At 69.6% G+C, this 12,619-nt stretch carries 11 protein-coding genes and 1 riboswitch; of the genes, 9 read left to right on the plus strand and 2 right to left on the minus strand.

Features of this window, described 5'->3' with window-relative positions; genetic code table 11:
* Positions 1 to 375: 375 nt before the first annotated feature.
* Positions 376 to 2,643: a 5-methyltetrahydropteroyltriglutamate--homocysteine S-methyltransferase gene (gene metE / locus CRP45_RS25975; RefSeq protein WP_097247406.1), complete on the minus strand. Its 2,268-nt coding sequence runs from the start codon at positions 2,641 to 2,643 to the stop codon at positions 376 to 378.
* A gap of 149 nt (positions 2,644 to 2,792) precedes the next feature.
* A riboswitch (cobalamin riboswitch) is annotated at positions 2,793 to 3,000 on the minus strand.
* A gap of 248 nt (positions 3,001 to 3,248) precedes the next feature.
* Here metE and CRP45_RS25980 point away from each other — a divergent pair.
* Genes CRP45_RS25980 through coaD form a run of 3 tightly spaced genes read left to right on the plus strand, consistent with a single transcriptional unit; the run spans position 3,249 to position 7,713 of the window.
* On the plus strand, positions 3,249 to 6,653 hold the full coding sequence (locus CRP45_RS25980; RefSeq protein ID WP_097247407.1) for a pyruvate carboxylase: 3,405 nt from the start codon (positions 3,249 to 3,251) through the stop codon (positions 6,651 to 6,653).
* Positions 6,650 to 7,207: a 16S rRNA (guanine(966)-N(2))-methyltransferase RsmD gene (rsmD, locus tag CRP45_RS25985; protein WP_097247408.1), complete on the plus strand. Its 558-nt coding sequence runs from the start codon at positions 6,650 to 6,652 to the stop codon at positions 7,205 to 7,207. The genes CRP45_RS25980 and rsmD overlap by 4 nt, the downstream gene beginning before the upstream one ends.
* Positions 7,208 to 7,227: 20 nt before the next feature.
* A complete protein-coding gene (gene coaD, locus CRP45_RS25990) occupies positions 7,228 to 7,713 on the plus strand; it encodes a pantetheine-phosphate adenylyltransferase (RefSeq protein WP_067782022.1) in 486 nt (161 codons plus the stop codon).
* Between the two features lie 69 nt (positions 7,714 to 7,782).
* Here the strand turns inward: coaD and CRP45_RS25995 are convergent, their stop codons facing one another.
* Positions 7,783 to 8,295, minus strand: coding sequence for a GtrA family protein (locus tag CRP45_RS25995; RefSeq protein WP_067782026.1), 513 nt, complete (start codon positions 8,293 to 8,295; stop codon positions 7,783 to 7,785).
* 304 nt (positions 8,296 to 8,599) lie between these two features.
* On the opposite strand from CRP45_RS25995, the gene CRP45_RS26000 reads away from it, so the two are divergent.
* From CRP45_RS26000 to CRP45_RS26025, 6 genes are all read left to right on the plus strand, one after another.
* Positions 8,600 to 9,346 (plus strand): DivIVA domain-containing protein, encoded by a 747-nt coding sequence (locus CRP45_RS26000; protein ID WP_067782028.1) that lies wholly within the window; start codon positions 8,600 to 8,602, stop codon positions 9,344 to 9,346.
* Positions 9,347 to 9,497: 151 nt separating this feature from the next.
* Positions 9,498 to 10,124, plus strand: a complete 627-nt coding sequence (locus CRP45_RS26005; protein ID WP_067782035.1) for a YceD family protein — start codon at positions 9,498 to 9,500, stop codon at positions 10,122 to 10,124.
* A 54-nt stretch (positions 10,125 to 10,178) separates the two neighbouring features.
* Positions 10,179 to 10,361: a 50S ribosomal protein L32 gene (rpmF, locus tag CRP45_RS26010; protein WP_014987105.1), complete on the plus strand. Its 183-nt coding sequence runs from the start codon at positions 10,179 to 10,181 to the stop codon at positions 10,359 to 10,361.
* 22 nt (positions 10,362 to 10,383) lie between these two features.
* Positions 10,384 to 11,106: a ribonuclease III gene (gene rnc / locus CRP45_RS26015; protein ID WP_067782039.1), complete on the plus strand. Its 723-nt coding sequence runs from the start codon at positions 10,384 to 10,386 to the stop codon at positions 11,104 to 11,106.
* Between the two features lies 1 nt (position 11,107).
* Positions 11,108 to 11,968 carry a bifunctional DNA-formamidopyrimidine glycosylase/DNA-(apurinic or apyrimidinic site) lyase gene (mutM, locus tag CRP45_RS26020; RefSeq protein ID WP_097247409.1) on the plus strand — a complete coding sequence of 287 codons (861 nt, stop codon included), beginning with the start codon at positions 11,108 to 11,110 and terminating at the stop codon, positions 11,966 to 11,968.
* 66 nt (positions 11,969 to 12,034) lie between these two features.
* On the plus strand, positions 12,035 to 12,616 hold the full coding sequence (locus CRP45_RS26025) for a dihydrofolate reductase family protein (RefSeq protein WP_097247410.1): 582 nt from the start codon (positions 12,035 to 12,037) through the stop codon (positions 12,614 to 12,616).
* Positions 12,617 to 12,619: the final 3 nt, after the last annotated feature.

A 12,619-nucleotide genomic window follows, 5' to 3' on the forward strand; every position in this document is an offset into this window, starting at 1 on the left:
TGCCCTCGGCCTATCCGGTCGAAATCGATGTTTGCCGGAGAGGGAACCGAATGGTCACCGCGCGCGTCGAACAAAGACAGCAGGGGAGAACTGTTGATCGACGTGTGAGGAGGGGTGGCGCATGGAACGGTCGAGGTGTGTGCCGTCGTGGCGGCAGGGGGTGAGTCCCAAGGCGCGGGAGCGTCGGGTGCGGCAGGCGGGGGAGGCTTGCGAGAGTTACCCGCCGAGAAGGCGGCGGCAGCAAGGGCGTCCGCCTGAGGTCGAGTGAGATCGTCTCCGGTGGAGGGCGGTTCGGATTCCGCCAAGGGCTGCGATCGGTGTCCCCGAGGAGCGCAGCGGCCGGGCCGCGCGGGGAAGCGCGGCCCGGCCGGAGTTCTAGCGCACGGCCTTGGCCGCCGCGACCATGTTGCGCAGCGAGGCTTCCACCTCGACCGGGCCGCGGGTCTTCAGGCCGCAGTCCGGGTTGACCCAGAGCCGTTCGGCGGGAACGGCTTTCAGGGCGGCGCGGAGCGAGGTGGTGATCTCCTCGACGCTGGGGACGCGCGGGGAGTGGATGTCGTAGACACCCGGGCCGACGCCGAGGTCGAAGCCCGCGGCGTTGAGGTCGTCGAGCACCTCCATGCGGGAGCGGGCCGCCTCGATGGAGGTCACGTCGGCGTCCAGGCCCGCGATCGCGTCGATGACCTCACCGAACTCCGAGTAGCACAGGTGGGTGTGGATCTGGGTGGCGTCGGAGACGCCGGAGGTCGCCAGGCGGAACGCGCCCACCGACCAGTCCAGGTAGGCGGGCTGGTCGGCGGCGCGCAGCGGGAGCAGTTCGCGCAGGGCGGGTTCGTCGACCTGGATGATGCGGATGCCCGCGGACTGCAGATCCACGGTCTCGTCCCGGATCGCCAGCGCCACCTGGCGCGCCGAGTCGGCCAGCGGCTGGTCGTCGCGCACGAACGACCAGGCGAGGATGGTGACCGGGCCGGTCAGCATGCCCTTGACCGGCTTGTCGGTCAGCGACTGGGCGTAGGTGATCCAGTCGACGGTCATCGGCGTGCGCCGGGTGACGTCGCCGAACAGGATCGGCGGCCGCACGCAGCGGGTGCCGTAGGACTGCACCCAGCCGTTCTCGGTGGCCGCGAAACCGTCGAGCTGTTCGGCGAAGTACTGCACCATGTCGTTGCGCTCCGGCTCGCCGTGCACGAGCACGTCCAGGTCGAGCTTCTCCTGCAACGCGACGACGTCGGCGATCTCGGCGCGCATCCGGCGCACGTACTCGGCCTGGTCGATCTCGCCCTTGCGCAGCGCCGCCCTGGCCAGCCGGATCGCCGAGGTCTGCGGGTAGGAGCCGATCGTGGTGGTCGGCAGCGCGGGCAGATCGAGCCGCTGGGCCTGGAGGGCACGGCGTTCCTCGGCGGGCGCGCGGCGGGTGGCGTCCGGGCCGAGCGAATCGAGCCGCGCCCGAACCTGCGCGTCGGAGAGTCGCGGGTCGGCGGTGCGGGACTCCGCTGCCGCACGCGCGGCCGCGAGATCGTCCGCGATGGCCTCGGTACCCTGCGCCAAAGCCGTTGCCAGCAGCCGCACTTCGGTCACCTTCTCGGCGCCGAAGGCCAGCCAGGAGCGCAGCTTCTCGTCCAGCCCGGTCTCGGGTTCCAGCGAGTACGGCACGTGCAGCAGCGAGCATGAGCTCGACACCGTCACCGACGACGCGCTGCCGAGCAGCGTCCCGAGGGTGGACAGCGCGCGGTCGAGGTCGGTGCGCCACACATTGCGTCCGTCGACCACGCCCGCCACCAGCAGCTTGTCCGCCAGCGATGGCAGCGAGGCCACCGCGGACAGGTCCAGCGCCGCGGTGAAGTCGAGCGCGATGCCCTCGACGGCGGTGCTCGCGAGCGCGGGAAGAGCGTCGCCCGGCGTGCCGAAGTAGGTGGCGACCAGGATCGCGGGCCGCTCGCTCGCCTCGGCCAGCTCGGCGTAGGTGCGCCGGACCAGCTCGATCTCGTCCGCTGTGAGATCGGTGACCAGCACCGGCTCATCGATCTGCACCCACGCCGCACCCGCGGCGGCCAGCTGACGCAGCAGGTCGCGGTAGAGCGGGACCAGCTCGCCGAGCCGATCCAGCGCCGCGCCGCCGGTGGCCTTGGCCAGCTTCAGGAAGGTGACCGGCCCGACCACCACCGGACGCGCGGGCACACCGAGCTCGATCGCCTCGCTCAGCTCGGCGAGCAGCTTCTCCGGGTGCAGCGCGAACGTCGTCTCCGGGCCGATCTCGGGGACGAGGTAGTGGTAGTTGGTGTCGAACCACTTGGTCATCTCCAGCGGTTCCACGGTGTCGGTGCCGCGGGCGGCGGCGAAGTAGCGGTCGAGCGGATCGGCGATCCCGGCCACCCGCTCGGGCAGCGCGCCGAGCAGGACAGCGGTGTCGAGCACCTGGTCGTAGTAGGAGAAGGTGCCGACCGGGATCGAGTCCAGCCCGGCAGCCAGCAGCTCGGTCAGCTGGGTTCGCCGCAGGTCGCGGGCGACAGTGTGCAGCTGCTCGGCGTCGAGGCGCCCGGCCCAGTACGACTCGGTGGCGCGCTTCAGCTCGCGCCGCGGCCCCACGCGCGGTAGCCCGAGAACAGTCGCGGTGAATGGTGCGTGTTCGGAAACAGTCACGGTGTGCTCCAGTGCTTTTCAGGTCGTGAGCCATCGCCATGCGAGCGCGCGGCGACCAGCGAACGTCGCGGGCAACCGAAGACAGACGGAGCCCGGGAAGCACTGGTGGTCCGCGCGCCCAATCCACGAGGCGGTGGCCGCCGGATACGGCGTATCCGGCACAACTGGCAGGTCTTCGGACTCGCGGGCACCGGCTGGGGAGATTTCCCCTCGCCGACCTACTGACCGCCGCTTCCCAGGCCTTCGCCCAGTGCGTGATGACGGTGTTCGTTCCTGCTCACCGCTGCGGGACAGTCCCGGATTCCCACCGGGTTCCCTCTCGCCCGCCACCGGCAAACCGGGAGCGGACTTCGACTCCGGCGCTCGACGTCGGGGCTCCATCTCGTCGGGCGCACTGGAGAACCAGCTGCGTTGTCCAGCATAAACGGACGGCGGAATATTCCGTGCGCACCCCTCGGCCTGCCCGCACAGACCGGCGGGGCGGATGGTGAGATGTGACGCAGGGATGAACGCAACTTCGCAAGCCTGCTAGGTCTCGTTGTGAAGATTGCTGCGAAGGGGACTTCCATGTCGTCGCTGTATTCGGGGCCAGGTACCTTGGTTCAATGTTCTCGAAAGTCTTGGTTGCCAATCGTGGCGAGATCGCCATCCGCGCGTTCCGCGCCGCCTACGAACTCGGCATCGGGACCGTCGCCGTCTTCCCATACGAGGACCGCAACTCGGTCCACCGTTTGAAGGCGGCGGAGTCCTATCAGATCGGGGAGAAGGGCCACCCGGTCCGCGCCTACCTCTCCATCGAGGCGATCATCGACGCGGCCAAGTCCGCGGGCGCCGACGCGATCTACCCGGGCTACGGATTCCTCTCCGAGAATCCGGACCTGGCGGCGGCCTGCGCGCGCGAGGGCATCACCTTCATCGGCCCCTCGGCCGAAGTGCTGGAGCTGGCGGGCAACAAGGCGCGCGCCATCGAGGCCGCAAGGGCGGCAGGACTTCCGGTGCTGAAGTCCAGCGCGCCGTCGGCGGACGTGGACGAATTGCTCTCCGCCGCAAACGAACTCGAATACCCGATCTTCGTCAAGGCGGTCGCGGGCGGTGGCGGTCGCGGCATGCGCCGGGTCGCCGCGCCCGAGCAGCTGCGCGAATCGATCGAGGCCGCTTCGCGTGAGGCCGAATCCGCGTTCGGCGACCCGACCGTGTTCCTCGAGCAGGCGGTGGTGAACCCGCGCCACATCGAGGTGCAGATCCTGGCCGACCAGCACGGCAACGTCATGCACCTGTTCGAGCGCGACTGTTCGGTGCAGCGTCGCCACCAGAAGGTGATCGAGCTGGCGCCCGCGCCGAACCTGGATCCGGCGCTGCGCGAACGCATCTGCGCCGACGCGGTGGCCTTCGCCCGCCAGATCGGCTACAGCTGCGCGGGCACCGTGGAGTTTCTGCTCGACGAGCGCGGCAACCACGTCTTCATCGAGATGAATCCGCGCATCCAGGTCGAGCACACGGTGACCGAGGAGATCACCGATGTCGACCTCGTGCAGTCGCAGCTGCGCATCGCGGCGGGTGAGACTCTCGCCGACCTCGGCCTGAGCCAGGACTCCGTCGCCATTCGGGGCGCGGCGCTGCAGTGCCGCATCACCACCGAGGACCCGGCCAACGGATTCCGTCCCGACACCGGCCGCATCACCGCCTACCGCACCCCCGGCGGCGCGGGCATCCGCCTGGACGGCGGCGCCAACCTCGGCGCGGAGATCGGCGCCTACTTCGACTCCATGCTGGTGAAGCTGACCTGCCGCGGCCGGGACCTGCCCGCGGCGGCGGCCCGTGCGCGGCGCGCGCTCGCCGAATTTCGCATCCGCGGCGTCACCACCAACATCCCGTTCCTGCAGGCGGTGCTCGACGACCCCGACTTCAAGGCGGGCCGGGTCACCACCTCGTTCATCGACGAGCGCCCGCAGTTGCTGACGCTGCGCCAGTCCGCCGACCGCGGCACCAAGATCCTCGAGTACCTGGCCGACGTCACCGTCAACAAGCCGCACGGCGAGCGCCCGACCACGGTGTATCCGCACGACAAGCTGCCCGCCATCGACCTGAGCGTGCCGCCGCCGGACGGCTCGCGCCAGCGGCTGATTCGCCTCGGCCCGGAGGGTTTCGCGCAGGCGCTGCGCGAGCAGAAGGCGGTCGGCGTCACCGACACCACCTTCCGTGACGCACACCAGTCGCTGCTCGCGACGCGCGTGCGGTCCAACGGCCTGTTGCAGGTCGCCGGGCACGTCGCACGGATGACCCCCGAGCTGCTCTCGGTCGAATGCTGGGGTGGCGCGACCTACGACGTGGCGCTGCGCTTCCTCTACGAGGACCCGTGGGAGCGGCTCGCCGCGCTGCGCGAGGCGATCCCCAACATCTGCTTGCAGATGCTGCTGCGCGGACGCAACACCGTCGGCTACACCCCGTACCCGGAGCAGGTGACCAGGTCCTTCGTCTCCGAGGCGACGGCCACCGGCATCGATATCTTCCGCATCTTCGACGCGCTCAACAACGTCGACCAGATGCGCCCGGCCATCGACGCGGTGCGCGAAACCGGTACGGCCATCGCCGAAGTCGCGATGAGCTACACCGGCGATCTGTCGAACCCGAACGAGAACCTCTACACCCTCGACTACTACCTCAAGCTGGCCGAGCAGATCGTGGACGCGGGCGCGCACGTGCTCGCCATCAAGGACATGGCCGGCCTGCTGCGCGCTCCGGCGGCCGCGACCCTGGTCACCGCGCTGCGCAGCAACTTCGACCTGCCGGTGCACGTGCACACCCACGACACACCGGGCGGTCAGCTGGCCACCTACCTGGCGGCCTGGCAGGCGGGCGCCGACGCGGTGGACGGCGCGAGCGCCGCGATGGCGGGCACCACCAGCCAGCCCGCGCTCTCGGCGATCGTCGCGGCCGCGGCCAACAGCGAGCACGACACCGGACTGGATCTGCAGAACGTGTGCGACCTGGAGCCGTACTGGGAGGCGCTGCGAAAGGTGTACGCGCCCTTCGAATCCGGGCTGCCCGCGCCGACCGGACGCGTCTACACCCACGAGATCCCCGGCGGTCAGCTGTCGAACCTGCGCCAGCAGGCCATCGCGCTCGGCCTCGGCGATCGGTTCGAGGAGGTCGAGGCCAAGTACGCGGCCGCCGACCGGCTGCTCGGCCGCCTGGTGAAGGTGACGCCGTCGTCGAAGGTCGTGGGCGATCTCGCGCTCGCGCTGGTCGGCACCGGCGTCGACATCGAGGACTTCGCCGCCGATCCCGGCCGCTACGACATCCCCGACTCGGTGATCGGCTTCCTGCGTGGCGAACTCGGCACCCCGGCGGGCGGCTGGCCCGAACCGTTCCGCAGCAAGGCGCTCGCCGGGCGCGGCGCGGCCAAGCCGGAGACCCCGCTTTCGGCCGCGGATCAGGCGGGGCTGGAAGGGGATTCGCTGGAGCGACGCGCGACGCTGAACCGGCTGCTGTTCCCCGGCCCGACGGCGGAGTTCCTCGCCCACCGCGAAAAGTACGGCGACACTTCGGGTCTGAGCGCCAACCAGTTCTTCTACGGCCTGCGCCGCGGCGAGGAACACCGCGTGCAGCTGGAGAAGGGTGTCACCCTGCTGATCGGCCTGGAGGCCATCTCCGAGCCCGACGAGCGCGGCATGCGCACGGTGATGTGCATCATCAACGGCCAGCTGCGGCCGGTGTCGGTGCGCGACCGGTCCGTCGCGAGCGAGATCCCGGTGGCGGAGAAGGCGGACAAGACCAACCCCGGTCATCTCGCCGCGCCGTTCGCCGGTGTCGTCACCCTGGTCGTCGCGGAGGGCGACACCGTCGAGACCGGCGACACCATCGGCACCATCGAGGCCATGAAGATGGAGGCCGCCATCACCGCGCCGCGCGCGGGCACCGTCGCCCGCGTCGCGATCGGCAAGGTGCAGCAGGTCGAGGGCGGTGACCTGCTGGTCGAACTCGCCGTGCGCGAGTCCACCGCGGAATGACCCGGATCGTCGCCGGTGCGGCAGGCGGGCGGCGCCTCAGGGTGCCGCCCGCGGGCACCAGGCCGACCTCCGACCGGGTGCGCGAGGCGTTGTTCAGCGCGCTCGACGCCAGGATGGATCTGGACGGCGTCCGGGTGCTCGACCTGTACGCGGGCTCCGGCGCGCTCGGGCTGGAGGCGCTGTCCCGCGGCGCGTCCTACGCGCTGCTGGTGGAGTCGGATCGCAAGGCGGCAGCCGTCGTGCGCGGCAACATCGCCGACCTCGGCCTGCCCGGCGCGGAACTGCGCGTCGGGCCGGTCGCCGCGGTGCTCGCCCAGGGCGGTGCTGGACAGTTCGATCTCGTGCTCTCAGACCCGCCCTACGACGTGGACACGGCGGCGGTGACCGCCGATCTGACCGCGCTGGCCGACGGCGGCTGGCTGCACCCCGACGCACTGATCGTCGTCGAACGGTCCAGCCGTTCCCCCGAAATCGCTTGGCCCGCAGCCTTCGTCCCCGCCAAGCCGCGCCGCTACGGCGAAACCCGCCTGGAACTGGCCGACTACCGGCCGTGACCGGGTGGTAGCGTCGGCTCATGGCTGGAGCACTGTGTCCCGGTTCGTTCGATCCGGTCACCAACGGGCATCTCGACGTATTCGCCCGCGCGGCGGCGCAATTCGACGAGGTCGTGGTGACCGTCATGGTGAACCCGAAGAAGCAGGGCATGTTCACCGTCGAGGAGCGGATGGAGATGCTGCGCGAGGCGACCGCGCACCTGCCGAACCTGCGGGTCACCTCCTGGCAGGGCCTGCTGGTCGACTTCGCGAAGGAGCAGGGCATCACCGCCATCGTCAAGGGCCTGCGCGACGCCACCGACTTCGGCTACGAACTGCAGATGGCCCAGATGAACAAGAAGCTCTCCGGCGTCGACACGTTCTTCATCGCCACCAACCCGACCTTCAGCTTCCTGTCCAGCTCGCTGGTCAAGGAGGTGGCGACCTACGGCGGAGACGTCAGCGACATGCTCCCGCCCTCGGTGCACAAGCGGCTGCTCGATCGCCTCGCCGAACAGCGCGGCTGAGCCTCCCGACAACAAAAGCCCCGGTTCCGAATCAGGAAACGGGGCGGTTTCGTCTGTGGAAAGTCTCGCTCAGAACACCAGACCGCGCAGGGCGAGGAAGCGCATGCCGCCGACCGCGGCGGTGATGGCGAGGACGGCCGCCGCCTGGGCGGTGTCGCCGAGACCGGGCGCCCAGATCTCCAGCCCGGCCAGCGCCGCGGTGGTGATACCGAGGCCGACCAGCGCGAGTCCGCCGCCCTCCCACTGCGCGGTGAACCAGCCGACCCGGCCCGCGGCGTGGAAGGTGAGCTGGCGGTGCAGCTCGTTGGCGATGATCGTGCTCACGACCGATCCGGCGATATTGGCCACGATCGGACCGATGCCGTGCATGGCGAAGAAGAGCAGGACGTAGGCGACATTGCTGGAACCGCCGACCAGTGCGAAACGCACGAGCTGGGCGAAGGCGCGATCACCGCGCAGGTACTGCAGCAGCTGCCCGAACCGGGCGACCGACACCGTGCGCACCGTGGGGTACGGGAAGGCCCACGGCGAGTAGATGCCGATCGGCACTCCTGCCGAGCGCGGTACTTCCAGAACCGTCATTGTTCTTCCGATCCAACCTGAGCCTTCGGTAGGAACAACCGCGGCGGGCGCCGCTTCCTTCCGTTGGCCTCCTGTGCTCCCACAGTCCGGGTTCAGGCCTGCGGTCCGCTTAAGAAGATCTTGTCGGGACCCTCTCCTGAAAAAATGTAGCACGAAGTGGAGGGTCTGCCTCCACTTGATTTTGTGGTGTGCGAGACACTGTCACGACACACCGGAACAGGACTCGGCATCCGCCGTGATGAGGGGCACACTGGGCGTCGGCGGAGAGTTTCGCCTGAGTCAGCAGGAGAGCGGGGTAGTGAGCATGTATCGCGTATTCGAGGCACTCGACGAGCTGGTCGCCATCGTCGAAGAGGCGCGCGGCATCCCGCCGACTCGCAGCTGCATCGTGCCGCGCGGTGACGTGCTCGAACTGCTCGACGACGTGCGCGACGCGCTGCCCGGCGAACTCGACGACGCCCAGGACGTGCTCGACCACCGCGACAAGATCGTCTCGGACGCCCGCTCGGCCGCCGAGTTCACCGTGACCACCGCCAACGAACAGGCCGAGCAGACCATCGGTTCGGCCCGCGAGGAGGCCGATCGCATCCTCGCCGACGCCAAGGCGCACGCCGACCGCATGGTCGCCGAGGCCAGCGCGCACGCCGATCACCTGGTCACCACCGCGCAGGCCGAGGCGGATCGCATCGTGGCCGACGGCAATGCCGAGTACGAGGCGGTGACCGGCCGGGCGCGGGTCGAGTCGGAGCGCATGATCGAGGCGGGCAAGGCGTCCTACGAGCGCTCGGTGGCCGAGGGTCTCGCCGAGCAGGAGCGCCTGGTGACCCAGACCGAGGTGGTGCGGGCCGCGCACGCTGAATCCGCGCGACTCATCGATGGCGCGCACGAGGAGGTCGACCGGATGCGCGACGAGTGCGACCACTACGTGGACTCGACGCTCGCGCAGTTCGAGGAAACCCTCAACAGCACCTTGCGCGTCGTCGGCCGCGGACGCCACCAGCTGCGCAGCGGCGCGGGCGCGCCCGATTACGCGGCGGAATTCCGCCGCTGACCCCAGCCGCGGCCCGCTGCCGCGCCGAAGCCGCCGCGGAGGAACCGCGCCGAACCGACTGCCCAGCGCCGTCGGCGTTTTGAGGTTCGACCGACACCTCGCGTATTGTTGAGTGGTTGCCCATTTCCCTTCGATCGTGAGTGAGTTCGTGATGCCCGCCCGTTCCGGTTCCGCATCGCGTCACCGTGCGGCCTCGCACCGCAAGGCGGACGCGGGTTTCGTGCTGGACACCCGCAGCCTTGGCCGTCGCCCCGGCACCATGCGGGAGCAGCAGCGCACGGTCACCACCGCCGCGCGAATCGGGTTGGACCTGATCCACATCCCGGAAGGGGCGGAGGTCGAGCTCGACCTGCAACTGCAGGCGGTGTCCGAGGGTGTGCTGGTCACCGGGACGGTGACCGCGCCGACGGCGGGGGAGTGCTCGCGCTGCCTCGAACCGTTCACCGACGAGGTCCGGCTGCATCTCACGGAGCTGTTCGCCTATCCCGACAGCACCACCGAGCAGACCACCGAGGACGACGAGGTCTACCGGATGGACGACGACTTCATCGACCTGGAACCGGTGATCGTCGACGCCATCGGCCTCGAGCTGCCGCTGCAGCCGCTGTGCACGCCGGACTGCGCCGGGCTGTGCCCGGAATGCGGCGTGCGGATGGCGATTGCGGGTTCCGATCATGGGCATGAGATACTTGACCCTCGCTGGGCCGGGCTGGCGAAGTTCGCCACCGAATCGCCCGGCAACGGCAGTCCCGACGCGGACGCCGACCCAGACCGATAAACGCAAGACCGTCAGCCGAACCGGCAGAGCAATTAGGACAGAGGAGAGTTAGTCGTGGCCGTTCCCAAGCGCCGGATGTCCCGTTCCAACACCAGGTCGCGGCGCAGCCAGTGGAAGGCCACCGCGCCGACCCTGATCACCTGCCCGAACCGCGCCTGCGGCGAGAAGACCCTGCCGCACATCGCGTGCCCGTCCTGCGGCACCTACAAGGGCCGCCAGGTCACCGCCGCCGTCTGACAGTTCGATCTGTCGTATCGACGTGACCGTCAGCAAGGACGAAGCCGGCTCGTCCGGTGAACACGCCAGTTTGCTCGAAGCCCTCGGCGTCGACGTACGACCGGATCTGTTACGCCTCGCGCTGACGCACCGGTCGTACGCCTACGAGAACGGCGGTCTGCCGACCAACGAGCGCCTGGAATTCCTGGGCGACTCCGTCCTCGGCCTCAGCATCACCGAGCGGCTCTACCACGAGCACCCGGACAAGTCCGAGGGCGAACTGGCCAAGCTGCGGGCGAGCGTGGTGAACATGCACGCGCTCGCCGAGGTGGCGCGCGGGCTCGGCGAAGGCGGGCTCGGCGTGCACCTGCTGCTCGGCAAGGGCGAAGAGCTCACCGGCGGCCGGGACAAGCCGAGCATCCTCGCCGACGGCATGGAGTCGCTGCTCGGCGCGGTGCACCTGCAGCACGGCATCGACGTGGCCCGCGGCGTGGTGCTGCGGCTGTTCGCCGAACTGCTCGAGCGCGGTCCCCGGATGGGCGCCGGTCTCGACTGGAAGACCAGCCTGCAGGAACTCACGGCGGAACGCGGTCTCGGCGTGCCCAGCTACGAGATCACCTCGACGGGGCCCGATCACGACAAGGAGTTCACCGCGACCACGGTGATCGGCGGCCGTGCCTACGGGCAGGGCATCGGCCGGTCCAAGAAGGAAGCGGAGCAGAAGGCCGCGGGCGCCGCCTACCAGGCGCTGACCGCCGAAGCCTGACGTGCCCGAACTCCCCGAGGTCGAGACCGTCCGTATCGGACTCGCCGAATTCGTCGTCGGCCGCACCATCGAATCGGTGACCGTCACGCACCCGAGATCGGTGCGCCGTCACCTCGAGGGCGCGGCCGATCTCGCGGCCCGCATGGCCGGCCAGCGGGTGGCCTCGGCCGAACGGCGCGGCAAGTACCTCTGGCTCACCTTCGACGACGGCGACGACGCGCTGGTCGTGCATCTCGGCATGAGCGGTCAGATGCTGGTGCAGCCCGCCGACGCGCCGCTGGAGAAGCACGCGCACATCCAGGCGACCTTGGACAACGGCACCCAGTTGCGTTTCGTCGACCAGCGCACCTTCGGCGGCTGGGCGCTCGCGCCGCTCGTCGAGGTGGACGGGACGCCGGTCCCCGAACCGGTCGCGCACATCGCCCGCGATCCGCTCGACCCGCGCTTCGATCGTGAGGCGGCGGTGGCGGCCATTCGCGCCAAACAGTCCGAGATCAAGCGGGTGCTGCTTGACCAGTCGGTGATCTCCGGCATCGGCAACATCTACGCCGACGAATCCCTCTGGCGCGCCCGCATCAACGGCAATCGCTTGGCCTCCGGCCTGACCCGGCCCGCGGTCCGCGCGCTGCTCGACGCGACCGTCGCCGTGATGGGCGATGCGCTCGTCGCGGGCGGAACCTCGTTCGACGCGCTCTACGTGAACGTCAACGGAGAGTCCGGCTACTTCGAACGCGCGCTCACCGTCTACGGCAGGGCGGACGAGCCGTGCCTGCGCTGCGGCGCGCCCATCGTCCGCGAGCGCTTCATGAACCGTTCTTCCTATTACTGTCCGCGCTGCCAGCCGAAGCCGCGCCGTCGCTGAGCCGAGCGAGCTACCGTTTCCTCATGCGGTCCGGGACCCCCGCCCGGTCGCCTGGAGGAAGGACATATGCGCAAGCTCACCTACTATGTCGCGTCGACGATCGACGGGTTCATCGCCACCGAGGATGGGTCGGTCGACTTCTTCCCGGTCGGCGGCGACCACGGCCCGGCGATCACCGCGCAGTATCCCGAGACGCTGCCGACCAAGGTGCGCGAGTCTCGCGGCATCGACAAGCGCAATGCCAACTTCGACACGGTGCTGATGGGCCGCAAGACGCACGACTTCGGCGTGCGCACCGGCACCTCGAGCCCGTACGCGCACCTGCGGCAGTTCGTCGTCTCCACGACGCTGCCGGAGAGCCCGGATCCTGCCGTCGAGCTGATCTCGGACGATCCGCTGGGACGGGTCCGAGAACTCAAGCGCGACAAGGGACTAGGCATCTGGCTGTGCGGCGGCGGCGAGCTGGCGCAGGCACTGCTTCCGGAGATCGATCAGATCTTCCTGAAGCTGTATCCGATCGTGCTCGGCCGCGGCCGCTCGCTGTTCGGCTCCGGGCCGCGGCTGCCGGACGCGGCCCGGTTCCGGGTGATCACCAGCCGGGTCTTCGAGGACGGTGTGGCATTCGTGAAGTACAGCCGGATTCGCTAGCCG

Origin of the sequence: Nocardia amikacinitolerans, assembly GCF_900215415.1 — a bacterium.
Taxonomy (GTDB): domain Bacteria; phylum Actinomycetota; class Actinomycetes; order Mycobacteriales; family Mycobacteriaceae; genus Nocardia; species Nocardia amikacinitolerans.

What these genes read in the sequence shown, in the direction of transcription:
- coaD (WP_067782022.1), top strand. Translation starts at nt 7,228, where the DNA reads ATGGCTGGAGCACTGTGTCCCGGTTCGTTCGATCCGGTCACCAACGGG.
- CRP45_RS26005 (WP_067782035.1), top strand. Translation starts at nt 9,498, where the DNA reads ATGCCCGCCCGTTCCGGTTCCGCATCGCGTCACCGTGCGGCCTCGCAC.
- rsmD (WP_097247408.1), top strand. Translation starts at nt 6,650, where the DNA reads ATGACCCGGATCGTCGCCGGTGCGGCAGGCGGGCGGCGCCTCAGGGTG.
- CRP45_RS25995 (WP_067782026.1), bottom strand. Translation starts at nt 8,295, where the DNA reads ATGACGGTTCTGGAAGTACCGCGCTCGGCAGGAGTGCCGATCGGCATC.
- CRP45_RS25980 (WP_097247407.1), top strand. Translation starts at nt 3,249, where the DNA reads ATGTTCTCGAAAGTCTTGGTTGCCAATCGTGGCGAGATCGCCATCCGC.
- CRP45_RS26025 (WP_097247410.1), top strand. Translation starts at nt 12,035, where the DNA reads ATGCGCAAGCTCACCTACTATGTCGCGTCGACGATCGACGGGTTCATC.
- CRP45_RS26000 (WP_067782028.1), top strand. Translation starts at nt 8,600, where the DNA reads ATGTATCGCGTATTCGAGGCACTCGACGAGCTGGTCGCCATCGTCGAA.